Annotated in this window: 18 protein-coding genes and 1 tRNA gene; 7 read left to right on the forward strand and 12 right to left on the reverse strand. The window is 57.2% G+C overall.

Features of this window, described 5'->3' with window-relative positions:
- Nucleotides 1-8: 8 nt before the first annotated feature.
- Nucleotides 9-84: transfer RNA gene (locus tag VSQ30_RS18965), tRNA-Gly, on the reverse strand.
- Nucleotides 85-323: 239 nt separating this feature from the next.
- On the opposite strand from VSQ30_RS18965, the gene spoVAE reads away from it, so the two are divergent.
- On the forward strand, nt 324-680 hold the full coding sequence (gene spoVAE, locus VSQ30_RS18970; RefSeq protein ID WP_334466539.1) for a stage V sporulation protein AE: 357 nt from the start codon (nt 324-326) through the stop codon (nt 678-680).
- A 328-nt stretch (nt 681-1,008) separates the two neighbouring features.
- Here the strand turns inward: spoVAE and yicI are convergent, their stop codons facing one another.
- Nucleotides 1,009-3,330, reverse strand: coding sequence for an alpha-xylosidase (gene yicI / locus VSQ30_RS18975; protein ID WP_334466542.1), 2,322 nt, complete (start codon nt 3,328-3,330; stop codon nt 1,009-1,011).
- A 321-nt stretch (nt 3,331-3,651) separates the two neighbouring features.
- Here yicI and VSQ30_RS18980 point away from each other — a divergent pair, with 321 nt between their 5' ends.
- Nucleotides 3,652-4,593, forward strand: coding sequence for a glycerophosphodiester phosphodiesterase family protein (locus tag VSQ30_RS18980; RefSeq protein ID WP_334466544.1), 942 nt, complete (start codon nt 3,652-3,654; stop codon nt 4,591-4,593).
- A gap of 39 nt (nt 4,594-4,632) precedes the next feature.
- On the opposite strand, the gene VSQ30_RS18985 is transcribed toward VSQ30_RS18980, so the two are convergent.
- From VSQ30_RS18985 to VSQ30_RS19010, 6 genes are all read right to left on the reverse strand, one after another.
- Nucleotides 4,633-5,619 carry a DNA polymerase III subunit gene (locus VSQ30_RS18985; RefSeq protein WP_334466546.1) on the reverse strand — a complete coding sequence of 329 codons (987 nt, stop codon included), beginning with the start codon at nt 5,617-5,619 and terminating at the stop codon, nt 4,633-4,635.
- Between the two features lie 6 nt (nt 5,620-5,625).
- On the reverse strand, nt 5,626-5,949 hold the full coding sequence (locus VSQ30_RS18990) for a cyclic-di-AMP receptor (protein WP_160643345.1): 324 nt from the start codon (nt 5,947-5,949) through the stop codon (nt 5,626-5,628).
- Nucleotides 5,950-6,123: 174 nt separating this feature from the next.
- Nucleotides 6,124-7,278 (reverse strand): Gfo/Idh/MocA family protein, encoded by a 1,155-nt coding sequence (locus tag VSQ30_RS18995; protein ID WP_334466550.1) that lies wholly within the window; start codon nt 7,276-7,278, stop codon nt 6,124-6,126.
- A 160-nt stretch (nt 7,279-7,438) separates the two neighbouring features.
- On the reverse strand, nt 7,439-10,117 hold the full coding sequence (locus VSQ30_RS19000) for a transglutaminase TgpA family protein (protein WP_334466553.1): 2,679 nt from the start codon (nt 10,115-10,117) through the stop codon (nt 7,439-7,441).
- 148 nt (nt 10,118-10,265) lie between these two features.
- Nucleotides 10,266-11,414, reverse strand: coding sequence for a DUF58 domain-containing protein (locus VSQ30_RS19005; protein WP_334466556.1), 1,149 nt, complete (start codon nt 11,412-11,414; stop codon nt 10,266-10,268).
- A gap of 10 nt (nt 11,415-11,424) precedes the next feature.
- The gene (locus VSQ30_RS19010) at nt 11,425-12,363 is read right to left on the reverse strand and encodes an AAA family ATPase (protein ID WP_334466558.1); all 939 of its coding nucleotides are present in this window, start codon (nt 12,361-12,363) and stop codon (nt 11,425-11,427) included.
- Nucleotides 12,364-12,514: 151 nt separating this feature from the next.
- On the opposite strand from VSQ30_RS19010, the gene VSQ30_RS19015 reads away from it, so the two are divergent.
- Nucleotides 12,515-13,567 carry a hypothetical protein gene (locus tag VSQ30_RS19015; protein WP_334466561.1) on the forward strand — a complete coding sequence of 351 codons (1,053 nt, stop codon included), beginning with the start codon at nt 12,515-12,517 and terminating at the stop codon, nt 13,565-13,567.
- A gap of 144 nt (nt 13,568-13,711) precedes the next feature.
- Nucleotides 13,712-14,581, forward strand: coding sequence for a class I SAM-dependent methyltransferase (locus VSQ30_RS19020; RefSeq protein ID WP_334466563.1), 870 nt, complete (start codon nt 13,712-13,714; stop codon nt 14,579-14,581).
- Nucleotides 14,582-14,762: 181 nt separating this feature from the next.
- Here the strand turns inward: VSQ30_RS19020 and VSQ30_RS19025 are convergent, their stop codons facing one another.
- The 4 genes from VSQ30_RS19025 to VSQ30_RS19040 form a co-directional block, all read right to left on the reverse strand.
- Nucleotides 14,763-15,740 carry an ATP-binding protein gene (locus tag VSQ30_RS19025; protein ID WP_334466565.1) on the reverse strand — a complete coding sequence of 326 codons (978 nt, stop codon included), beginning with the start codon at nt 15,738-15,740 and terminating at the stop codon, nt 14,763-14,765.
- 33 nt (nt 15,741-15,773) lie between these two features.
- Nucleotides 15,774-16,862 carry a DnaD domain protein gene (locus VSQ30_RS19030; protein WP_334466567.1) on the reverse strand — a complete coding sequence of 363 codons (1,089 nt, stop codon included), beginning with the start codon at nt 16,860-16,862 and terminating at the stop codon, nt 15,774-15,776.
- 135 nt (nt 16,863-16,997) lie between these two features.
- A complete protein-coding gene (locus VSQ30_RS19035; RefSeq protein WP_334466569.1) occupies nt 16,998-18,362 on the reverse strand; it encodes an MATE family efflux transporter in 1,365 nt (454 codons plus the stop codon).
- 50 nt (nt 18,363-18,412) lie between these two features.
- The gene (locus tag VSQ30_RS19040; RefSeq protein ID WP_334466571.1) at nt 18,413-18,724 is read right to left on the reverse strand and encodes a Dabb family protein; all 312 of its coding nucleotides are present in this window, start codon (nt 18,722-18,724) and stop codon (nt 18,413-18,415) included.
- A gap of 732 nt (nt 18,725-19,456) precedes the next feature.
- On the opposite strand from VSQ30_RS19040, the gene VSQ30_RS19045 reads away from it, so the two are divergent.
- The 3 genes from VSQ30_RS19045 (at nt 19,457) to VSQ30_RS19055 (ending at nt 23,533) form a co-directional block, all read left to right on the forward strand.
- A complete protein-coding gene (locus tag VSQ30_RS19045) occupies nt 19,457-21,481 on the forward strand; it encodes an ABC transporter substrate-binding protein (RefSeq protein ID WP_334466574.1) in 2,025 nt (674 codons plus the stop codon).
- Between the two features lie 190 nt (nt 21,482-21,671).
- Nucleotides 21,672-22,670 carry an ABC transporter permease gene (locus tag VSQ30_RS19050; protein ID WP_161880027.1) on the forward strand — a complete coding sequence of 333 codons (999 nt, stop codon included), beginning with the start codon at nt 21,672-21,674 and terminating at the stop codon, nt 22,668-22,670.
- Between the two features lie 20 nt (nt 22,671-22,690).
- Nucleotides 22,691-23,533: an ABC transporter permease gene (locus VSQ30_RS19055; RefSeq protein ID WP_161880028.1), complete on the forward strand. Its 843-nt coding sequence runs from the start codon at nt 22,691-22,693 to the stop codon at nt 23,531-23,533.
- Nucleotides 23,534-23,536 lie beyond the last annotated feature (3 nt).

Raw genomic sequence — 23,536 nt, forward strand, 5'->3', positions numbered from 1 at the left:
CCACTGTTTGGAGCGGACGACGAGGCTCGAACTCGCTACCTCCACCTTGGCAAGGTGGCGCTCTACCAGATGAGCTACGCCCGCACTGCGTTTTACAACGATATTTATTATATGCCAAAATGCGCCGCTTGTCAAGTCGTTTTTTGCAAAGAAATGAGAGTGCATCCGGCTATTATGCGGAAACGCAAACAGATCGGCATATAGCCGGAAAGGGCTCGGAAAGCAGCATGTTTCCAAAGACAAATAATTCCGGCAGCGCATAGCGGACCCCTTTTTGGAAAAGACTAGAGACAGAACCGACCAAAAAGGAAGAGGGGACAAGTGTGGAATATATAAACGCATTCTGGGTGGGCGGGCTTATCTGTGTGATAGGCCAGCTTCTCATTGACCTGACCAAGCTGACCCCGGCCCGGATTATGGTGATGTTTGTCACGGTGGGGGTGCTGCTGGGTGCCTTGGGCATATATGGCTCCATTGTGGACTACGCGGGCTGCGGGGCTACAGTGCCCCTGTGCGGCTTTGGCTGGGCCTTGTCTGAGGGTGTCCGGGAGGCTGTGCAGGAGAAGGGGCTGCTGGGAGCGTTCACAGGCGGCCTGACCGCCGGGGCGGCTGGAACAGCCGCTGCCGTATTCTTCGGCTATCTGGCGGCGCTGGTGGCAAAGCCCAAGGACAAGTCCTGACCAATCCGGCGAAACGGAATAGTAAAAAGGGCCTGGCGTGTATCCAGGCCCTTTTGCCGCATGGGTATTAGAGTCTGTCTTAAAACTCCGAAAAACCGTCTTTTTGTCCAGTAACAAACGGTTTCTGTGTTAAAAATCCTCGAAATACGAAAGTATTTCTTGCGGTTTTTGCCTTGAAACCGCCTGCCCTGAACAAAAATACTGGCATTTCTCTGGTTTTAAAACAGACTCTAGGGCATCTTGCAAAAAGGCTAAAAAAGTTCAATAGGCGGTGGGGCGCAGGGCAGCGTTATCTGCCCTGTTTTTTTCCACCATTTTTGTGGCCTGCTTACTGGATAAACGTGAAGCACACATCAGGAAGCTCCGGATTGACATGCAGCAGCAGGCCCCATTCTGTAGCCTCGGCCCTGGCGCCTGTCAAATTCTCTACATGATCCACGCCTCGCAGCAGCAGGGAAAGGTTCTCCGCCCGGCCCTGGAAGCTGACAGTGACCTGGTCGTTTTTGTTAACAGCCTGGGCGTCCAGCATGTCCTTGCCGTACATATCCTTCACGCTGGTGCTGGCAGTGCCTGTAAGGTGGAACAGGTGCAGGGTCAAGTTCTTGCCGTAGTCGTATTCTACATGTTCATCGTCCCCGCCTATAGGCAGCAGGGTGTTTTCCCGCACCATCAGGGGCAGGCTCATGAAGCTGTGTATTTCATGGATCCAGCGGCCCCCTTCTATAGTGCGGTTGTCCAGCAGGTTTGTCCACAGGCCCTCCGGCAGATAGTAGTTCACGTCGCCGGAATCGGTGAACACCGGGGCCACCAGCAGGCTTTCCCCCAGCATGTACTGGCGGTCTAAATCATAGCAGGGAATATCCGCCGGGAATTCCAGGGTCATGGCACGCATGGAGGGAATGCCGGTTTTATGGGTATAGACGGCGTTGGAATAGAGATAGGGCATCAGGGTGCATTTCAGGTTGGTAAACTTGCGCACCACGTCCACAGCCTCCTCCCCAAAGAGCCATGGCACCCGGTAGGACTGGCTGCCATGAAGCCGGGAATGGGTGGACAAAAGCCCGAAGGCGGCCCAGCGCTTGTAAACCCCGTCTGGGGCTGTACCTTCAAAGCCGCTGATGTCATGGCTCCAGAAGCCGAAGCCGGACATGCACAGGGAAAGCCCTGCCCGGAGGGATTCCCACATGGAAAGGTAATTGGAGGTGCAGTCTCCGCCCCAGTGTACAGGGAACCTCTGCCCGCCCACAGTGGCGCTGCGGGCAAACACACAGGCCTGGCCTTTTCCCTTGTATTCTTCCAGCAGTTCAAAAACGCATTTGTTATACAGGTATGTATAATAGTTGTGCATCAGCTCCGGATCGCTGCCGTCAAAGTACGCCACATCTGTGGGGATTCGCTCCCCAAAGTCTGTTTTAAAGCAGTCCACACCCATCTGGAGCAGCGCCCGCAGCTTGTCCTGATACCATTTCCAGGCGCCGGGATTGGTGAAATCCACCAGCCCCATGCCTGCCTGCCATAAATCCCACTGCCAAACGTCGCCATTAGGCCGCTTGAGGAGATACCCCTTTTCCATGGCCTCCCTGAACAGGGGGGATTTCTGCCCGATGTAGGGGTTTATCCACACGCAGATTTTTAAAGCGCGCTCTTCCTTCATCCGGCGGAGCATGGCAGGGGCGTCATCAAACATGGACTCATCCCACTGGAAATTGCACCATTCGTTTTCTTTCATCCAGTAGCAGTCAAAGTGGAATACATGCAAAGGGATTCTCCGCTCTGCCATGCCGTCCACAAAGCTGCGCACCGTCTTTTCGTCATAGCTGGTGGTAAAAGAGGTGGTCAGCCACAGGCCGAAGCTCCAGGCGGGAGGCAGGGCGGGCCTGCCGGTAAGGGCTGTGTAATTTTGCAGGACTTCCTTGCCTTCCCTGCCGCCTATTACCATGAAGTCGATTTTTTCCCCGGGCACAGAGAACTGCATCCGGGTAACAGCCTCAGAGCACACTTCGTAAGACACCTTGCCGCTGGAATTTACCAGTACCCCATAGCCGTTGTTGCTCATATAGAAGGGGATGTTTTTATAGGCAATTTCCGAGGAGGTGCCGCCGTCCTCGTTCCACATGTCCACCACCTGCCCGTTTTTCACAAAGGGCGTGAACCGTTCCCCCAGGCCGTAAATGCGTTCGCCCACGCACAGGTCGAACTGCACCCGCATGAAAGGCCCTTCCGGGGTTTTCATAGTGCTTATCATGGCGTGGCCGAAGCGGTCGCCAATTTTGGTGAGAAGCCGCCCGTCATAAGAGAAGGTAAAGGAGGCCGGGTTTAAGGTGATCGTCAGCTTTGTTTTGCCGCTTTGGATGATAAGCCCCTTTCTGGTTTCCTCCACGTCCAGGGGCAGATCCTCCATGGCCAGCTCAAACTGCGGCTCCTTTTTGGCGCTGCCTATAAAGTGGTATGCCTGCACCCGCAGGATGTCCTTTCCAGGCGAGGAGATAAACAGCTCCAGCACAGGGCCGCCCATGGCCCGCTGATCCTGGGCATAAGGCACGGCATAGAGGTACACTTCTTTTTCGCTGATTTTCACCTGCCGTATCTGCACGCAGTCAGCGTTTTCCACGCCGGGCAGGTTCAGCCAGTAGCCTTTTGTAAATTTCATAGGCGGCTCCTTTCTTTTGCTTTGGGGCTCTTCTCATCTGCCGATTCGGTCGGTTCGCAGATTGTAAACGCTCGCGCGGAGCGCGAACGTTTGGCCACATGGCAGACGCTCACCCCAAACCCCGGAAGCCTTTTTGTAAAAAGGCTTCCTCCAAAAACTAATTTGCCCGCGCATTGCGAAAGCGGTTGAAAAAAGGTTCCAGATGCGGTATAGTATAGTAGCTGGCCCGCTACTGTTATTATAGCTTATAGCACAGGGAGCCGCAAGCCTTGTTTGGGCAAAATATAAAAAAATATAGATAAAACACCGGAGGTTTTTGGTATGGGTTCGGGAATCATTTTAGCCGTTGTAATTGCGGCGGCAGTCCTTATTTTGTTGGCAACAGCAGGGGCATGGCTGTGGGCCATTGCGCCTTCCGGGAAAAAGGCGGACTTCCGGGAGTTCCAAAAATATGATTATGCCCACCGGGGCCTGCACAACATAGAAAACAAGGTGCCGGAAAATTCCTGCACTGCTTTTTCCCTGGCAGTGCTGGGGGGCTTTGGCATGGAATTTGATCTGCAGCTTACAAAAGACAAGCAGATAGTGGTGCACCATGACAACTCCATCAAGAGAAGCTGCGGCGTGGACAAAATCATTTCCAGCATGACACTGGAGGAGCTGCGGGGCTATAAGCTTTTCGGCACAGAGGAAAAAGTGCCCCTGTTCTCCGAGGTGCTGGAGGTTGTGGGAGGCAAAACGCCTTTGATTATTGAGCTGAAGGGCTATAACGACCCCAATGAGCTGTGTGCCCTGACAATGGAGCAGCTAAAGGCGTATAAAGGGCTGTACTGTGTGGAATCCTTTGACCCCCGGATTGTCCGGTGGTTTAAAGACCACCACCCGGAGCTGGTGCGGGGCCAGCTTATGGACAGGATGAAGGCCGGGGATGAGGGGCTTTCCGCCAGCGGGGCTTTCTTTGCCCGGAACCTGATGACGAACTGGTACAACCGTCCCCACTTTGAGGCGTACAATTTTAAATACCGGAACATCCTGTCCCTGGCTGTGGTGCGCAGGCTGTTTGGGATGCAGGAGGTAAGCTGGACGCTGCGCACCGAGCAGGACTATAAAAAGGCTAAGGCTTTGGGAAACCTGTGCATTTTTGAAAAGTTCCTGCCTGCCGGCGTGGAGGAAACGGGCAAGGGCCGCAGCTATGAGCAGCTTCTGGCGGCGGCAAAGGCCGGGGCGGTGTGCAGCGCCACCGTACAGACAAAAGGGCGATAAAAAGGAAAAGGCGGAAGGGATTTTCCCTTCCGCCTTTTCTCATGTCCTTCCGATGGCTTCCCGCAAGCCCGCGCAAAGCTGGGTAACCAGCAGGTTGGTATTGGCGTTTCGCTCCAGGTTCTGCCGGGCTTCCTCTGCCAGCTCCGGCAGGCGCACAAGCTGCTTTAGGGGCAGATCCGCCAGCTTGTCGGCAGCCTCCGGCGCGCCTCCCAGCAAGGTTTTGCCCCCGCAGCGCAGCATACAGGCGTCCCGGAAAATCAGCCCCAGCCGGGCAAGGGCCTGCCTGCACAGCGCTCTGTCTTTTAAAAGGGGGGCGGCGGCGCAGAGCAGATTGTGGGCGCCCCGGCCCGGCAATGCCAGGGCCATGGCAGTGGCAGCCTCCATAGCCTCTTTGGCTGTGCCGCTTTCCAGCTCCCCCTGCATCAGGCCCAGATTCCCCCCGCAGAGGGAGGCAAGCCTGCGGGCCTCCCCAGGGCTTATGTCCCTGCTGGCTTCCAGCCACTGGGCGGCTTCTTCCTCGCTGGGCGGCATAAGCTGGAAAACCTGCGCCCGGGATCGGATGGTAGGCAGCAGCGCCCGGGCAGATCGGCACACCAGCAGGAACACCGCCCCGGCAGGCGGCTCCTCCAAAAGCTTTAAAAGCTTGTTCTGGGGTGCGTCCAGAATATATTCCCCGAAAACCAGGATGTATACCGAATAGTCTGCCTCGTCGGGCATCCGCTGGGCATCCGCAGCCATTTCCTGTATCTGCTCTACGGAAATGCTTCCGCTGTCCCCCTTGCCCTCCACAATGCGGATGTCCGGGTGGGAACCAGCCCTGGCCCGCAGGCAGGCGGGGCATTCCCCGCAGGGGGCCTTGTCCCGGCTGCGGCACACCAGGGCCTGGGCTATAAGCCTTGCCAGGGTGCGCCGCCCGGTGCCCGGCTCCCCCTGCAAGATAAGAGCATGAGGAAAACGCCCGGCGGAAAAAGCGTCGGACAAAGCGCTTTTCACACCGGGGTTCCCCAGAAAGCCTGTAAAATCCACAGGCTCTTATACCTTTTCGAAGCGGTCTACGTTCAGCACGAAGATGGTGGAGCCTCCCACTGTAACCTCCACCGGGAAGGAGGAATACATACCCACCTCCATGGTAGAGGTGCTGGGGACAATCTGGGTGCGGCGGCTGCTGTATTTGGAAATGATGCCGATAACGTCATCCACCTTGTCATCCTCCACGCCGGAGATAAAGGTGGTGTTGCCCGCCATCAAAAAACCGCCGGTGGTGGCAAGCTTTGTCACAGAATACCCGCCCCGGGTGAGAGCGGAGGACACGGCGCCGCTGTCGTCATTGCTCACAATTGCTAAAATCAGTTTCATGAGGTATCAAGCCTTTCCCGGCCGAAAACAGAAAGCCCGGCCTTTAAAAAATGTGCGGGCAAGGGATGCGCGGGGCATTTCCCCTGCCTGCAAGAATATTATGTGAATTTATTATAGCATAGTACCGGGAAAAAAACCAGTGCAAATTTAAATTTTAGTGATTTTAGCAAAGGGTTAGTAACTTCCCTCTGTAGAGAAGGTGATGTTTCCGCCCTCCTTGCGCCGGGAATTGGCCCGGCGTTTATTCAGTTCCTGGAAGAACAGCTCTTCATCAAAAGGAATTTCCACAGGCTTCTCCAGCCAGGAGGACAGGTGCATGGCGTTGGAAAGGGTCAGGCCCCGGATGCCCTCCTTGCCCTCCGCCACCAAAGGCTCGCCCCGGAGGATGCGGGCGGCAAAGGCGTTGAGCACCCCGGCGTGCTGGGGGTTCTCCCCGTCCGTCTCCACAGGCACCATTTCGCAGGGAGGCTTCTGGAAGCCTTCTTTGGCGCTGCGGCAGAACTCCCGCTCATCCTCCTGCAGCTTCCAGAAGGAGAGTGTGTCATTTTCGCACACCAGCTTGCCTTTTGTGCCCGTCACTTCAAAGCGGTTGGTACCCGGCGCGTCTCCGGTGGTGGTGACAAACACGCCTGTAGCGCCGTTTGCAAACTCCAGGTAGGCTGTCACATCGTCCTCCACTTCAATATCGTGCCACTTGCCCTCGTGGCAGAAAGCCTGCACCTTCACAGGCAGGCCGCAGATCCACTGGAGTAAGTCTAGCTGGTGGGGGCACTGGTTTAAGAGCACGCCGCCGCCTTCCCCGGCCCAGGTGGCCCGCCAGTCCCCGGAGTCGTAATAGATCTGGGTGCGGTACCAGTCGGTGATAATCCAGTTCACCCGTTTCAGATCCCCCAGTTCGCCCCCCTGCACCATTTCCCGCATCTTCCGGTACAGGCAGTTGGTGCGCTGGTTGAACATCATGCCAAAGGTAAGGCCGCTCTTTTCCGCGGCTTCGTTCATCTCCGCCACAGCCTTGGTGTACACCCCGGCAGGCTTTTCGCACATGACGTGCAGGCCCTGCCGGAAGGCCGCCTGGGCCAGAACCGGATGCTGGTAGTGGGGGACAGCGATAAGCACAGCCTCGCACAGGCCGCTTTGCAGCAGGGCCTCGCCCTCTTCAAATACGGCGGCGCCGGCGGGCAGGACGCCTCTGGCCCATTCCCGGCGCTCCTCCCTGCGGTCTGCCACGGCGGTGATTTCCAGCTCCGGGCACCGCCCTTCTGTGATGTTTTTCACATGGGTAGTGCCGATGTTCCCCACGCCGATAATGCCCAGCTTTACTTTTTTCATACCGTTTTACCTCCTTGTGTATATTAAATAAAACAGCTTTGCCGCTGTGGGCATACAAAAATTATATTAAAAATGGTTTTAGGGTCAACCCCTTTTTTAAAAGGGGTTGCAGAGCGCGAGACAGCGTCTCGCGGCCTATAGGCCGTTGCGTAGCAGTTCCTCACAGCAGGCCCCGGACATATTGCCAATAGAAACGGCGGTCGCCGGACAATTCTTCTTTTAAGGCGGCTTCCAGGTTTGCCGCGTCCGCTGCCAGAACCTGCAGCTCCTCCAAAGAAAGCATCTCCCGCCCGAACCTGGCTTTCAAGGCTGTTTCCTCCCAGTGGGGGGGAGGCTTGCGCTCCCCGTAATACAGGGAGGCCTCCAGTGCGTGAAGCCTTAACAGGTGGGCATAAAGGGCCAGGGCGGCCTTGCTTCTGTCCCGCTGGGAGAAGGCCTTTTTCCGCCAGTGCCTGTGAAGGAACCGGTTGCCCCACAGAGCCGCGGGGGAAAGGGCCAAAAGCCCGGCAATGCCTAAAACCAGCGCAAGCACAGAAGGGAAAGTCTCTCCTTCCGTCTCTGCCGGGCCGCTGCCTGTTCCAGGCCCAGCGCTGGGAGAGGGCGCTGCGGAGGGGGAGGCAGTGGGCGCAGGCGTGGGGGTGGGGGAAGGGCTTGCGCTGATTTCCGGCAGCTCCTCTCCCTCCAGAACTTCCCCGGGCACTGTGCCGGCAGAGGGAGCCTGGGCGTTATAGTAGGTGGCAGGGGCTTCCAGGGAAACAGGGGTGACCTCTATTGGCACCCAGCCCATCCCGCTGTAGTAGACCTCCAGCCAGGCATGTGCGTTCTTGTCGGGCACGTCCACCCAGGTGCCGTTGTAGCCGGAGGGGACGGCATATCCCTCGGCATACCGGGCGGGTATGCCGGCAGAGCGGCACAGGGCTACAGCAGCGGTGGCAAAATGTACGCAGTAGCCTGTTTTGGATTCGCTTAAAAAGAACTCCGCAAAGTCCTGCCCTTCCGGCATCACAGGGGGCTTTAAAGTATAGGTATACCCTTCCGCCAGCACCTGCTGTAATTGGTCCAGGAAAAAGTCATAGGCATATTCTGCCAAGTCCTGCCCTGCCTCCTGAGGGGAGGTAAGGCCATGGGACTGGCGGAACCTGCTTAAAAAGGGGCGGCACCCATCGGGAAGCTGGAGGTATTTTTCATAGACAAACTGGCTGTATTGTTCTGTGAAGTCTACCAAGCCCTGCCCTTCCAGGGATAAGGGCGCTTTGGCCCAGTCCGGGGCTTTTACCTGGAGGGGCTGGAACAGCCGCTGGGATGCCCTGTCCAAATCGCCTCCTGCAAGCTGCAACAGCAGGCCCTCCCTGTTTACTGTATCGCCATAGGCCTCCCGGTTGCGCTGATCCGCGAAAAAGGCCCGTTCATAAGCTTCATCCTTATGGTCAATCAGCTTTTCTTCCCAGTGCTCTGCCAGCCGCAGGCCATAGCTCAGGTGCTGGCTGGGCAGGCTTACGCCCTCCAGGGTATAGGCAGGGGTGCCGGAAAACAGGTTTTCAGAGCGCAGAAAACCGTCCCCTTCAAACACGGCCCGGAAAGAAGATAAATCCTCTTCGTCAGAGGACAGGCCGTAAGGGGAGAAGATACACCGGGGGTTTGCGCTTACGCTTTCTACGGAAAGGGTGTAATCATATTCCAGGGGATAGGAGGAAACAGGCAGATATGCCTGAAAGGCGGCTTCCATGGTCTGGGCCTGCCCGGGGGCGGCGAAAGATTCCAGGGCAGCCATGTCCTCCGGGGCAAGCTTCTCCCAGCTATGCCCGGTATACACGCTGCCTGCAAAGCTTTTGAGGTAGCCTTTTTGCTGATCCTCCCGCAGGCCCGCGCCGCCGTTTTCCCAGTCATACTTTACCCGCAGGGCGGTTTTCCCTGAATATCCCCGCTCCCGCAGGTTGTCCAGGGCCACCCGGTTGTTGTTGGTGCCCTGGCCCCCCTGCAGAACTGCCTCCAGGCCAAAGCCGTTTGCCATGCCGGAGCGCAGATCGTTTACAAACCGGGGCCGGGCGTAATCCTCCTGGGGGAAAAGCAGATATACCCCCAGCATACACAGCGCAGTGATGGGCAGCAGCACCAGCAGCACCGGGCGCACAGCCGCCCCGGAAACCAGGAAGCGCTTCTGCTCGTCTAAAAGCCTGTGCCGCCTGCCCAGCACCGTAGCGCTGAGCAGCAGCACGCACCAGAACAAAAGCAGCATGCACAGCGCCCAGAAAGCGGGAAGGATGGAAAGGGCCATGGAAAGGGAGAGCACAGCCCCTGTCAGGCTGAAGGCCCCCAGGCCGTTTTTCCGCCGCACAAGGGTCCAAGCCAAAGCCCAGAAGAAGGGGGGCAGCAGCATGGCGGTAAAAACGGTTGCAGTATAAAAAACCTGTTCCTGCCCTGCTTCCGGCACAGCAAACTGCCGCAGGGGGAACTGGAGCTTTTCGCTGTAGGCCTGGAGGATAAGGTTTAAAACCCGGCCCGCACCCTCGGCAGCCTCTTTAGAGAAGTACAGGATAGCGCCGCCCCAAAGGAGGATGCCCCCGGCAAACACCACAGCCCGCCCCCGGGGCAGCAGGGACTGCATAACGCCCAGGACGGCGCACAGCGTGCCTGCCGCCAGCAGGGGAGCAGGATAGACGGGCAGGTGAAAGGCAGTGGAAAAGCAGCACAAAGCCCCAAAGCCTCCCAGCAAAGCCAGGAGGGTGTAAAAGAATATCTCGAAAACCGGGTTGGAACGGGGAAGCTGCAGGCGGGGCTTGTCTAAAAGCAGATCCTGTTCCAGGGCCTCCCGGGGCTTCTCTCCGTTTTTTTTCGCCATGTTTCACCCTCCTTGCTTCATTTTAGAGCGTGTTCACATAAGTTGAATATGCAGATTTTCGAGGGGATTTTGTGGGATTCCTAACACAGAAGCCCATGAAAATAACCCGAAATGATGCGTGTGATTGCTTTGTGTGTACACGCTCTAGTTACAGCACCATGCCGTTAAGGGTTTCCGGCACCTGCCCCGGCAGGACAGGGATAAAGCCCGGGTTGGAGTCCGCAAGCTCTATGCCTGTGCAGAAGCCTGTGAACCTGGCGGCAGGGTAGAGATCCCGGAGGAAGCGGACACGTTCTGTGTCCGGGGTGCAGCATAGGTACAGCACATGGGATACCCCCCGGGGCAAATCCTCCCGCCGCAGGGGCGGCAGGGCCGCCCGCCCCCCGGCGCTGAGCACAGCCTCCAACGCGGGCCGGGCATCCTCCGGCTCGCAAAGCTCCAGAAGGGCCAGGGACTGCCCCTCCCGGTAGCCTACCCGGTGGGCTGCCTCCTGCTGCAAAAGAAAAGAGGACAGGGTGGCAAACACGTCCAGCAGCAAGTCCGTTTCAGACCCGGCGCCGTTTAAATCCAGCAGGAAAAGCAGGCAGTCTGCCAAAGGCAGGCTTGGCTCCTTCACCAGCATCCGCCCGGTTTTTTGGGACAGCTTCCAGTGAACCCGGGAAAGCCTGTCCCCCTGGCGGTATTCCCGCAGGCCGAAAAGCTCGGTGAGATCGTCCCCGGGCTTTGTCTGGGAGTATCGATCCCCGTCGCTGTCCGGGCTGCGGCTGGGCTGTACGGAAAGGGCGGGGCTGTACACCAGGGGGAAGAAAAAGGCAGAGCACCGGTTTTTCCCCCGCAGGGAGATAGGCAGGGCAAAAAGCCCCAGCAGGTCGCAGGCAGACACCTTGCTGATGGTGCAGGTGACAAGGCCGCAGGCGGCGGAGTGCAGGGCGTGTTCCAGCAGCAGGGGCCTGCCGCCCACCGTAAGGATAAGGTGTTCCTGCCGCGTCCCGCCTGTAAGGGAATTTTCCACAGTCAGCCGCATACGCACCTGTCCGCTGGGCAGGGGCCAGGGAGAGCGCGCCTCTATGCGCAGGGGCACGCTTTGGCCCTTGCGCGCCCGGGCTATAGAGCCGTCCTCCTGGAGGAAAAGCCGCACCCGCATGGTGAGCATCCCTGGCAGGGAGATAACCAGGGAGCAGAGGGGCAGGGCCAGGGATAAGAGAAAGACATAGTAGGAGATATACCCGTCAAAGCAGATGAAAAACAGCCCGGTGCCCAGAAGGATCATAAGGTAGCTCAGCCGGTTTATCAGCATAAAGCGCCCCCTATCCGATAAGCTTGGGGGCAGGCACATCGTGGAAGATCTCCTCCAGCACGCTGTGCGCGTCCCGGTCATTAAGCCTTGCCTGGGGATCCAGCACCAGGCGGTGCTCCATCACGTTGTAAAAGAGCAGGCCCACGTCGGCTGGGATTACGTAGTCCCTGCCAGCCATCCAGGCGCTTGCCCGGCACGCCCGCACCAAGGCCCCTCCTGCCCGGGGGCTTGCCCCCAGCCGCACCAGCCGGTGCTCCCGGGTGGCGGTACACAGCTTCTGCACATAGCGGTACAGATCGTCTGCCACATGCACTTGGGCCGCCTCCTCCTGCATCTTCCGGAGATCTTCCAGGGAGGAAGTGCGGTGCAGGCAGTCTACCGGGCGCTGGCCCTCGGTCTGCTTCAATATCTGGATTTCCTGATCCGGGGTGGGATAGCCGATGGACAGCCGCAGCATGAAGCGGTCAAGCTGGGACTCTGGCAAAGGCTGGGTGCCCGCCGAACCCAGGGGGTTCTGGGTGGCAATGACTGTATAAGGCTGGGGCAGCTTACGGGTAACCCCGTCCACTGTCACCTGCCCCTCCTCCATGGCTTCCAGCAGGGCGCTTTGGGTTTTGGCACTGGTGCGGTTGATTTCGTCTGCCAGAAACAGGTTTGCCATCACCGCCCCGGGCCTGTATTCCAGCTCCCCGGTGGCGCTGTTCAAAACAGAATAGCCCACCACGTCTGTGGGCATCACCTCCGGGGTAAACTGCACCCGGGTGTAGGAAAGGCCCATGGCCTTGGAAAAAGCGAGGGCCAGGGTGGTCTTGCCCACGCCGGGATTGTCCTCTAAGAGGATGTGGCCCTTTGCCAGCATGGCCATAAGCACCTTGCAGATAATGGTATCCTTTCCCACAATGGCCTTGCGAACCTCATTTATAATAGACAGCGCCTGGGGCTGCACCATAAAGCATCTTCCTTCCTGATTTCAAAAAACCGCTTCCCGCCAAAGGCTTTGATATGTTATACTAAAATTAGTAGCAGAGAGATAAAGGCGGGGAAAACCGCCGCTTCTTATAGTATAACAAAAATTCACTGAAAACAAAAGGGGGATCCGTGTGAAAAAAAGTTACGTTAAGAAAGCGGCCCAAAACTGGCTGGAGAAATACCGGGAAAATTCCCCAGGGCTTGCGGGCGCCTATGTCTCCGGCTCTTATCTCGCGGCAGCGGAGGATGCCCAGTGGCCCGAAAGCTCGGACGTTGATATAATGCTGGTCTGGCAGGCAGGCGCCTGCCCCCCAAAGCTTGGAAAGCTGCGGGAGCAGGGCGTGCTGCTGGAAATTTCCTCCATAGAGGAAACAGAGTTTCAGGATTTGCCCCATGTGCTCTCCACCCACTATCTGGCCTATGCCCTCCAGGCCGGGGAAATCCTGTACGATCCCCAGGGAACCCTCTCTGCCCTGCACCAGCAGGTGCGGGAGGCGTATGCCAAAAGGGAATGGGTTGAGGCCCGCTGTGAAAGCTTTTACAGACGCATCCGGGAGGCTGTGGCAGGATACCGCCCGGAAGGCATGTCCTTTGCCCAGAAGGCAAACGGCTGGGCCTTCACCACAGCCATCGCCTGTTTCCCCATCCTGCTGGCAAACCTGGAAAACTGCACAGTGCGCAAACGGTATCCCGCTGCCCGGCAGGTGCTGAAAGCCTATGGCATGGAGGGCTTTTATCCCAGGCTGCTGTCCCTGCTGGTGCCGGAGCCTTTGGGCAAAGAGCGCCTCCTGACACATATGGACGGGCTGGAAAAAACCTTCTCCCTGGCCTGCGCCTCCACAGGCCCCTCGGCAGGCTGCCCCTTCCGCCAGGATATCTCCCAGGAGGGTGCGGCTGTGGCTATTGGCGGCAGCCGGGAGCTGCTGGACACAGAATATCCGGAAGACGCGGTGTTCTGGATGCTTGCCACCTTTGCCCGCTGCCACATCATCCTGGACATGGACAACCCTGCCCTAAGCGGGGAGCGCCTGCCGGCCTTCCAGGCTTTTTTGGCGGATCTGGGCATTTCCCGGGAAGAAGATATCGCTTCCCGCCTGCAAAGCCTTGCCGCCTTCCTCCCTGATTTGGAGAAAGCGGCGGGGGAGATTATCGATCAACGGGAGAAGCAGCAGCGCCTGTTTTGACAAGGCGGGAGAAAAATGGTAAAATAGCCCTGATACCAAAAGAGGGATCCCTCTTTTATGCCGTTCCAGTAAGGGAACGGCATAATCCTCCCTCTGAAGGCAAAGACTGGAACAGGAGAGCGCCGCAGACAGGAGGAGCAGGCTATGCGCATTGCCACACAGATCATCAAGCTTACCAATAAAATATTCCCCCAGGTGCCCCATCCCTTCAACCTGCAGAACGAGGGCCGGGAAACCTATGCCCAGTGGCAGTACCGCAAGGGCGGGGACACCATAAAATTTTTCCTGGAGGCCTGCACAGCGGAGGAAATGTTCCGGGACAAGCTGGTGCTGGACATGGGCTGCGGCGCGGCAGGGAAAAGCCTTTATTATTGCTCCCTGGGCGCAAAGCACGTCACAGGGGTGGACGTGGTGGAGCACTATGAGGAGGAGGCAAATGCCCTGGCGGAACAATTGGGCTATAAGGACAGGTTCACCTTTATTAGGGCCTCCGCTTTCAGCCTGCCCTTTGCAGACGGCTCCTTTGACACGATTATCATGAATGACTTTATGGAGCATGTGTCCGACCCGGAGCGCACCTTGCAGGAGGCTTTGCGGCTTATAAGCCCCCAGGGGGCCATTTATATCAACTTCCCGCCCTATTTCCATCCCACCGGGGCGCACCTCAGCGATGTGATAAACATGCCCTGGGTGCATCTGTTTTTTACGGAAAAGATGCTGGTGAACGCCTATAAAGAACTGGTGAAGGGAATGCCTGACGAGAAAGAACGGATCTCCCTGCGCATTTCCCAAAAAGAAAACGGGGAGGAATATTTCGGGTATATTAACAAGATGACCCTGAAAAAGTTTCAGGGCATCCTCCGGAATCTGGGGGTTGTGCCCTTCTATTACCGGGAAGCGCCCCTTCGCCCCTGGATGGCCCCTTTGGCAAAGCTGCCCCTTTTGAAAGAGATGTTCGTGAAAATGGGGGTATGTATCATTAAAAAGCCGCTTGCACCGGCGCGCAAGGTGTAAGGCGCTTTTGAAAAGAGCGGCGGGTTAAGGGGCCAACTCCTGATGGCTGCATATTATACTTTACAGAGAAAACCCCTTGCCTGCTGGCAAGGGGTTTTTCACATAATAAGCGGATGGGAGGAAAAAGGAATTTGCAGTTCTCAGCGATATAGTAAACGCGCTTGAAAATCGGTATGCACCGTCAACTATACTGCTGCGCCCGGAGAAAGCGCACGTCCGTACCTAAAAACTCCAGCATCCCGTAATACCCTGCCAGCCGGGAGGCAAAGCGCTGGCTGTAGCGCTGCTCCAGCTCCTGCATGGAAAGGTTTGTGCTGATAATGGTGGGCTTCCCCGCCAGCATTCTGGTGTTCACAATGTTATACAGCGCCGCGTTTACATATTGGGAGGGGAACTCTGTACCCAGATCGTCCAGGATCAGCAGGTCGCAGGACACAAGCTGGGAGTTTGTGTCCCCAGGGGAGTCCGGCCCGCCCCGGTCAAAGCGTTCCCGCTCCAGGGCCACAGCAAAGCTTTGGGCAGAGCCATACACCACCCCGTATCCCTTTTCAATGGCCTTCCCCGCGATGGCCAGGGAAAGATGGGTTTTGCCAAGGCCGGTAGGCCCCCGGAACAAAAGGCTGGAGGAGTTGCTCCGGAAACGGGCGGCATAGTCCTTGCAGGCAGTGAGGATGTTTTCCATCTGCCGGAATGCCCGGGGATCGCTTTTATAGTAGTCCAGGGAAAAGCGCTCAAAAGTGCTTTTCTCCAGAGGCGCGTTCATACTGAGGGCTTCAAAAGCCATGGCCCGCTGCATCTGCTTCAGGCACTGGCACATATGCCCGTCCGCAAACCCTGTGTCTTTGCAGCGGGGACAGGCATAAGGGGGCTGCAGGTCGGCAGGGGAAAGGCCGTGAGAGGAAAGCAGGCGCTCATATTCCCGCTGCAGGGCAAGGCCTTTGTCCCGCAGGCCTTCCAAGGCCTTGCGCACGTCGCCACCCTGTATGACAGCCCTGGCGGCCCCGCAGGCATTTGCGCCCATTTGCGCCTTGATTTCCCGGGCCTCAGGGCACAGGCGGTAAAAATCCTCCGCCTTCCGGGCCGCCGCGCTTTCCGCCTCCCGCCGGGAGCGCTCCAGCTTCTTGCAGGCCTCGTCATATATCTTTCGTCCATATCCCATAAACGCCCTCCGTTCAGGTTTTTGCCATGCCCGCTACAAATCCTTTGGCAGGTGGAAAAAGCTCATGCGGGCAAGTTCGTCGATATCATAGCTTTTCTCGCCTTCAGCCCCGGGTTTTGAGGGCTGGGAAGGGGCTTTTTCTGCCTGCCGGGCGGCTCTTTTCTTTTCCTCGTGAGCAGAAAGCTCCTCCAGGTTCCGCACGCCGGCTGTGTGCCAGCTTTCCAGCACCCTGTCCATATAGGCGGCGCTGAATTTTCCCGTATTGTCCACGCAGCGCTCATAGGCGGCGGAAAGCATTTCCTGGGAAAAGCCCCACTGCTCCACCCAGCGCAGGGCGGCTTCCTCTTCTTTTTTGCTGGGGGAGCGCTTGGGCAGGCCTGCCGCCCCCGCCACTTTGTTCCAGGCCAGGCGGCGCTGGCTTAAATCCTGCAGCTTGGCGTCGGCAGCCTCTAAGGAGAACACCCCGCTTTCCGCCCAGTCCCGGGCCACAGAGTCCAGATAAGCCGTACCGGTTTTCCCCACCTCCTGGGCATAGTGCAGCAGCATAACGGTTACCTCGGGAGGCAGGCCGTAGTCATCAGTGATAGTGAGCAGCAGGGTGGTCATGGCTGGGGAAAGGGTTTTCCCCAGCACGTTTTCCGCCTCCTGCATCAGAAACCGCAGCCCGTCTGATTCCTCCAGCCGCACCGCAAGCTGCACGGTGTCGGGCTTTACCATGCGCTTCCTGGGAGGCAGGGCGGGCGCAGGCTGGGCTTGCGCCTGTTCTGCAGGCAAGGGCATTTGGCGTACAGGCGGGGACGCCTGCTGTGCCGGGGCCGGGGGCGGCGCGGGGGCAAAGGGGGCAGGGGCCTCCGGCTGGGGGACAGGGCACAGCTCCCCGGGGGCGGTTTCCGCCAGAAGCCCTCTGTCCGCCCAGTATTCCAAAGATTCCTGGGCGCTTTCCTCTGATAGATCTAAGGCCTGGGCCAACCCCTGGGAGGAAAAGCCCTCCCCGGCATGGCGCAAGGCCCACAGCAGCACTTGAAGCTGCTCACGCCCGGCAAGCTTTAAATGCCTGTCCACCAGGGCGCAGGGCACAGGGAAAATCTGGCCCCATGGCCCCAGTTCCAAATGATATTCCAAGGGCGCACCTCCTATAAACCAGTTTTGGGATCAAACCTTTTTTTAAAAGGTTTGCGGGGTTTGGGGTGAGCGTCTGCCTGCGGCAGACAAGCCGCGAACCGACCGAGCCGGCAGGCAAGACCGCGCCCCCAGATCTTAGCTCCTGAAAAGGGAAATCTCCAGCCATTTGCCCCGGTACAGCCGTACCATGAAGATAAGCCCCCGGGCGCAAAGCTCTGCCGCCATGGCAAGCCACACGCCTACAAGCCCCAGCTGTCCCGCCAGCAGCAAGGACAGGGTAATGCGCACGCCCCACATGGTGGCAAGGCTGATATAGAAGGGGCCTTTGGAATCTCCCGCGCCCCGCAGCGCGCCGGAAGCCACAATGGAAGCGCCGAAAAGCGGCTCCGCAAAGGCCACAATGCGCAGCACCTGGGCGCCCAGGGAGATAACCTCCGGATCCTTGGAGAAAATCATAATAAGCTGGGGGGCAAAGGCAAAGAGCACAGCCCCGCCTAAAGTCATAATGGCAATGCCCATCCAGGAAACCATGCGGGCAAAGCGCCTGGCTAAATCCTTGCGGCCCGCGCCCATGGTCTGGCCCACCAAAGTGGTGCCAGCCACTGCCACGCCGGAGGCAGGCAGATAGCTGATAGACTCTGCCGTAACCGCCAGGTGGTTTGCCGCCACCGCCACAGTGCCGATGCCGGTAATCACAGCGGTTATCACAATCTGGGCCACGCAGAGGGTAGCCCGTTCCAAAGCGGCGGGAAGCCCCAGCCGCCAAACTGCCAGCAGGCACTCCCGCTGGAAGCCGCAGCGCTGTTTCCACTTTAACTGCACTGGGGATCGCCTGCGGAACATGACTAGTAAAAATAGAAAGAAAACAACAGCGGTGGAGCACCCGGAGGCAAAGGCCGCCCCTGCCACGCCCCAGCCAGCCCCCCACACAGGCACGCTGAAGCCGAACAGTGTGAGGGTGCGGGCGGGATAAATCAAGCAGAAGTTGAGCACCACATTTAAAACGTTTATCATCAGGTTCAGCACCATGGGGGTTTTGGTGTCCCCGGCGCAGCGCAGAATGGCGCTGAACATGTTGGCCCCCAGGGTGAAGGGCATGGCGCAGGCAATAATGCGGAAATACAGCGAGGCCTGGGGCCGTACAGCAGCCTCCGCCCCCAGCAGGGCAGGCAGGGGGAAGGACAGGGCAACGGCAATGCTGCCTAAAAGCAGGCCGAAAATCCCCACAAAACCCAGCGCCTGCCAGGCCACATCCCGGGCGCTCTTTTCCCGGCTCGCACCCAGGTGCTGGGCCACCTGTACGGAAAAACCGATGGAAGCGGCGTTAAACATGCCGCCGAACAGCCAGGTGGTGCTGGCGGTAAGCCCTACGGCGGCGGTGGCGGCAGATCCAAGGGAGCCTACCATGGCGGTATCCACATATTGCACCAGGGTAATCATAAGCTGCTCTACAATGGCGGGCCAGGCCAGCAGCAGGACGGCCCCCATGGTGTCCCTCATCCGGGGGGTGCCTTCTGCCTTAAGCAGGCAGGAAATCCTCTCTCCGGCCGTCATACTTCGTAGTCGATGCAGGCCCGGCCCTCCGGCTCCCGCAGCTCCTTCACAAACTGCCCAAAGGCCACGTGGGCCGGATGCTTCTGGTAAGCGGTTAGCTGTTCCAGGGAGTCAAATTCCGATACTAATATATAGTCATAATTCCCAGGCGCCTGCCCCCCTGCCCCGAAGCTTACAGTAAAGCGGGTGAACTCTGGAATCTCCTCTCCCAGGGCCAGCATACGGGCCTTGGCTTCCCGCAGGTTCTCCTCTTTGGATCTCCCGTTGGCAGAATCCTTGAATTTGAACATGACAATGTGACGAATCATATCCCTTTCCCCTTTTCCTAATGTAATACGGTATGCCCGTATTGTACTCCATTTCAGGCGGGATTGCAAGGCTGAGGGGGCGGAGGGGGAAAATTTCACAGCAGGATGTCCGCTGGCAGCGGACATCTGGACGCTCGTTGTGGAATCTAAACAGAAGCAGCGCCAAAATCTGATAACAGTTTTGTAACAATTTTGCAGGGAAAAAGGCTGGGAAAGCTGGGTTCTTCTAAAGCGGAACCTTCTGTTTTCCGCATGGCAGAGCCATTTTCAGAAGGCGTAGGCCTGTGTGAAGGGAAGGTTTTTCCTCTGTGACGGGTATGTGAAAATTCCATGAACAGATGTTGACAAGGGCTTTCCCAGCGTGATATAATGTTGGCACAAAAAGCAGCGTGCACTTTGGCTGTTTTTGGTGAAGTATGACGGATTTTGCTTCTGGAGAGTAAAATGCTGTTATACACGCGCTTTTGGGCCTGTGCCGGCCTTAGACGCAGGCCCAACCATTACACACCGCCGTGAAAGGCGGACGAGAGGAGGCAGCCCGGGGGAGGGCATCGGAAAGGGCTTTAAAACGGAAACGGCAGGCAGAATGCAAAGGGGATCCCCTTTGGCGTATTTCTATGGGTTCCATAGAAATATCATCCTTAATTGCCAGCCCAATTAAAGTTTTCGCGGAAAAGCCAGAATTGCCGGCCCACCGCAAGCTGCCGCAATTTCAAAAGGAGGCATTACCAAATGAAAAAAAGGACAGTAGCCGCTCTGCTGGCGCTGGCTTTGGTTCTCACCTGCATGCTTAGCGCATGTGGCGGCGGAGACAACAGCAGCGCCAGCACACCCACACAGAGTGGCGACACACCCGCTTCTTCCGCTGGCGAAAGCAAAGCTGAAAGCAAGGAAGAAAGTAAGTCTGACACCCCCGCCCCCTCCGGTGAAATGACCGACGTGGGCACCCCCCGTAACGAGACCCTGATCGTAGAAGTGCAGTCCACTTCTAAGACTCCCGGTCAGTTCAACACCCTCATGCAGGGCACCTCCACTGGCTTCGGCATCCATCAGCTCATCAAGGCCAGCCTGTGGGAAATGAACACCATCAAGGGCGAGCAGTTCTGCGACCTGGCTGCTGATTTCCCTGAGTCCAACGAGGACTTCACCGAGCACACCTTCCACATCCGCGAAGGCCTCAAGTGGTCTGACGGCGTTGACTTCACCGCTGACGACGTGGTTTACACCATGAACCAGATGAAGGATAACCCCGGCCTCACCACCTCCGGCTACTATCAGCAGATCTTCAAGTCCATCGAAGCTGTTGACGCCACCACTGTGAAGATTGTCACCAACGAGCCGTTCCCCCGCCTTGCTCTGAAGTTTGGCGTTACCATTTACGGCAACGACCTGCGCGTTGTGCCCAAGCACATCTATGAGCAGCAGGAAGACATCAGCCAGTTCCAGGATCCGGAGCCTGTCACCCTCACTCCCTACACTGTGAAGGATTATGACTCCCTGGGCAACTGGGTGCTGTACGAGCGCCGCGAAGACTGGGAAGCCACTGACGTTGGCGCAGTTGAAGGCAAAGAGCCTGCTGCCAAGTACGTTCTGTTCAAGGTGCTGGGCAATGCCAACACCAAGCAGATGATGATGGTTAACAACCAAGTTGACATCATGAACGAGTGCACTCCCGAAATGATGGAAGCCATGATCGCCCAGAACGATAAGATCAAGGCTTGGTATCCTGACTGGCCCTATGCCACTTCTGATGACCCCTGCTCCAAGGGCATCGCTTTCTCCATGGGCAAGGGCGCTCCCTATGACAACCCCGACTTCCGCTGGGGCATGGCACTGGCTCTCGACTTCGAGAAGATCACCCAGAACGTGTTCCAGGGCATGGGCCGTATGTCCGCCTTCTCCGTGCTGACCGGCACCCTGGCCATGCACGATTACTACTATGACGATCTGGCTAAGTGGGCCACCGATGAGCTTCGCCTTGACCTGGGTGACGGCAACGGCAAGACCTATGAGCCTTTCGATCCCGACATGCCTAACCGTATTGCTGAAACCATGCGGCAGCAGGGCCACGACATCCCCGACGATCCCGAAACCATCCGCGACCTGTTCGGTGTAGGCTGGTGGAAGCATGATCCTGAGGCTGCTGAGAAGCTGCTGACCAAGGCTGGCCTGGAGAAGAAGGACGATGGCTGGTACTTTGACGGCAAGCCCTTCGTTATTGAGCTGACCTACCTGAACGATGACAACGAGGCTCAGCAGAAGCGCGGCGGCGAAGCTGCTTTCAACCAGTGGACTGAGTTCGGCCTGAACATCAACCTGGTGTCCAAGTCCGGCGCAAGCTGGGATACCGATGGTAGCACCGGTGCTTATGAGATGGCTACCTACTGGCCCACCGGCGGCATCACCGAGGATATCTACTCTCAGTTCTCCGGCTGGGATGCTGATCTGATTGTTCCTATGGGCGAGCGCGGCTCCGGCCAGGGCACCCGCTGGAACAACCAGGAAGCTACCGACCTTATCCATGAGATTGCTACCCTGTCTCCTGACGATCCTAAGTGTAAGGAAGACAACATGAAGCTTATCAAGCTCATGACCGAAGAAATGATCTTCATCCCCTTCCACTCCGGCGTCAAGCTGTGCCCCACCAACGAGACTTACTGGACTGGGTATCCCACCTCTGAGAATCCCTACAACGGCCCCTGGTGGTGGTGGAGTGTGTTCAAGTTCTTCACTCCCTATATCACCCCTGTTGCCTAAAATTTAGACGCTATAGCTTTTAAAAAAGCATAAGCTGCTGCTAAATTTCTGAATTGCATGTTTTGAAAATTTAGGAGGGAGGCGGCGAACTGTATTTGTAGTTCCCGCCTCTTTCTTATACTTTCTGTATAAATTTCCAAATTGTTTTCACTTAGTCCTGCAACTTTTGTGAGGTAAGGAAGTGTAGCTGTTGAAATTCCGTCAATTTTTACTTTCGAGAGTTTTTTCGTGGGCTATCACAATCCTGATCGGCGTTACCTTCATATTCTTCATCCCCCGTATGTTCCCTTCTGACCCTGTTGAGAATATGATAGGCCAGATCACAGCCCGCGCCGGACAGATGGATCCTGTCGAATTGGAACTGCTGCGCAAAAACCTGCGCACACAGTTCGGCCTGGATGGATCCCTTATACAGCAGTATTTTGATTTCCTGTGGAGAGGCCTGCTGCATTTTGACTTTGGCCCCTCTCTGGGCAGTTTCCCCACCCCTGTGAATGACATTATCGGCAGAAACCTGCCTTATACTATGGTATTGTCCCTTAGCGGCACTATCGTGGCTTGGATCTTCGGTAATGCCATCGGCCTGCTGGCTGGTTTCCGGAAGAACGCCCGTTCTTCCAAGATTCTGGAAAGCATCGCTATCTGCATCTATCCCATCCCCTACTTTATCGTAGCCCTGGTTTTCCAGATTGTCTTCGCCTTTGTGCTGGGATGGTTCCCCTTACAGTCTAACATTGTAACCAACCAAGGCTTTGGCGCTTTTATCAGCAGTTATACCAGAGGCTCGTTCCTGCCCTTCATGGGCCTGTTGCTGGTAGGCATGGGCTGGCAGATTATCTCTATGAAATCTCTGGCAAGCACTACCGCAGAAGAGGACTTTGTGCTCTTCGCCCGGTACCGCGGCCTGTCTGAAAAGACCATAGGCATCAGCTATGTGCTGCGCAACTCCATCCTTACCCAGATCACGGCTCTGGCCATGAGCCTGGGCGGCGCTTTCAGCGGCTCCATCATGACGGAGATCATCTTCACATATCCCGGCGTTGGCCAGCTCATTCAGGGCGCCATCCTGGGTTCTGACTACAACATGATCTTGGGCTGTATCACAATCTCTATTGTAGCTGTTTCCACCGCAACGCTGATCGTGGACTTGATTTACCCGTTCATCGATCCCCGTATCCGGTACGCTTAAGGAAGGAGGAGTCGTAGCATATGAAAAAGTTTTGGAAAAATGCCAATTTCCGCTTGAGAGCGGGCATCATCATTACTGCGTTCTTCTTCATTATTGGATTTGTTGTCTATTTCATTCCCCATGCGGATCCTTTCATGTTCAATACATACCCCGCCAAGCTGGGGGTTTCATCTGAGCATCTGCTGGGTACAACAGGCATGGGCCAGGACATTCTGTGGTCCCTGATTGAGGCCATTCATAACTCCCTGTCCATGGGCCTTATCGTGGCGGCTATCGGCACCGTGGTAGGCGTGTTCGTGGGCCTGCTGGCCGGTTTCGCCGGCGGCACCCTGGACCGCGTCCTCACCATCATCACCGATACCTTCGTAGTTATCCCTTCTCTGCCCATCCTGATTCTGATGACCTCCCTGATGCGCGGCAGCTCCAGCTCTACTGTTATCCTGCTGGCCCTGGTTCTGGCTATGTTCGCTTGGGCGTGGCCCAGCCGCCAGATCCGTTCCATGGCCTTGACCATCAAGGAGCGCGACTTCATCCACACCGCCCGGTTCTCCGGCGAGGGCACCTTCCAGATTGTTGCCACCGAAATCCTGCCCTTTGCCCTTACCTGGTCCCTGTCTAACTTTATGAACGCTGTTTTGTCCGCCATTGGTCAGGAATCCAGCCTGGCTATCCTGGGCCTGTCCCCGGCGAACCTGCTGTCCCTGGGCAATATGATCAACTGGGCCAAAGAGCGCAACGCGATCTTCACCCGGCAGTGGCTGTGGATCGGTTCCCCCATTGTGGCAACAGTCATCCTGTTCATCGGGCTGTTCCTGTTGATCACGGGGTACAATGATTATCTATCCATGAAGAGAGGCAGGTAACGT

The sequence above is a fragment of the Acutalibacter sp. JLR.KK004 genome (assembly GCF_036941085.1).
GTDB lineage: Bacteria > Bacillota > Clostridia > Oscillospirales > Acutalibacteraceae > Acutalibacter.

What these genes read in the sequence shown, in the direction of transcription:
- yicI (WP_334466542.1), bottom strand. Translation starts at nt 3,330, where the DNA reads ATGAAATTTACAAAAGGCTACTGGCTGAACCTGCCCGGCGTGGAAAAC.
- VSQ30_RS18980 (WP_334466544.1), top strand. Translation starts at nt 3,652, where the DNA reads ATGGGTTCGGGAATCATTTTAGCCGTTGTAATTGCGGCGGCAGTCCTT.
- VSQ30_RS18990 (WP_160643345.1), bottom strand. Translation starts at nt 5,949, where the DNA reads ATGAAACTGATTTTAGCAATTGTGAGCAATGACGACAGCGGCGCCGTG.
- VSQ30_RS18995 (WP_334466550.1), bottom strand. Translation starts at nt 7,278, where the DNA reads ATGAAAAAAGTAAAGCTGGGCATTATCGGCGTGGGGAACATCGGCACT.
- VSQ30_RS19000 (WP_334466553.1), bottom strand. Translation starts at nt 10,117, where the DNA reads ATGGCGAAAAAAAACGGAGAGAAGCCCCGGGAGGCCCTGGAACAGGAT.
- VSQ30_RS19005 (WP_334466556.1), bottom strand. Translation starts at nt 11,414, where the DNA reads ATGCTGATAAACCGGCTGAGCTACCTTATGATCCTTCTGGGCACCGGG.
- VSQ30_RS19010 (WP_334466558.1), bottom strand. Translation starts at nt 12,363, where the DNA reads ATGGTGCAGCCCCAGGCGCTGTCTATTATAAATGAGGTTCGCAAGGCC.
- VSQ30_RS19020 (WP_334466563.1), top strand. Translation starts at nt 13,712, where the DNA reads ATGCGCATTGCCACACAGATCATCAAGCTTACCAATAAAATATTCCCC.
- VSQ30_RS19025 (WP_334466565.1), bottom strand. Translation starts at nt 15,740, where the DNA reads ATGGGATATGGACGAAAGATATATGACGAGGCCTGCAAGAAGCTGGAG.
- VSQ30_RS19035 (WP_334466569.1), bottom strand. Translation starts at nt 18,362, where the DNA reads ATGAGGGACACCATGGGGGCCGTCCTGCTGCTGGCCTGGCCCGCCATT.
- VSQ30_RS19040 (WP_334466571.1), bottom strand. Translation starts at nt 18,724, where the DNA reads ATGATTCGTCACATTGTCATGTTCAAATTCAAGGATTCTGCCAACGGG.
- VSQ30_RS19045 (WP_334466574.1), top strand. Translation starts at nt 19,457, where the DNA reads ATGAAAAAAAGGACAGTAGCCGCTCTGCTGGCGCTGGCTTTGGTTCTC.
- VSQ30_RS19055 (WP_161880028.1), top strand. Translation starts at nt 22,691, where the DNA reads ATGAAAAAGTTTTGGAAAAATGCCAATTTCCGCTTGAGAGCGGGCATC.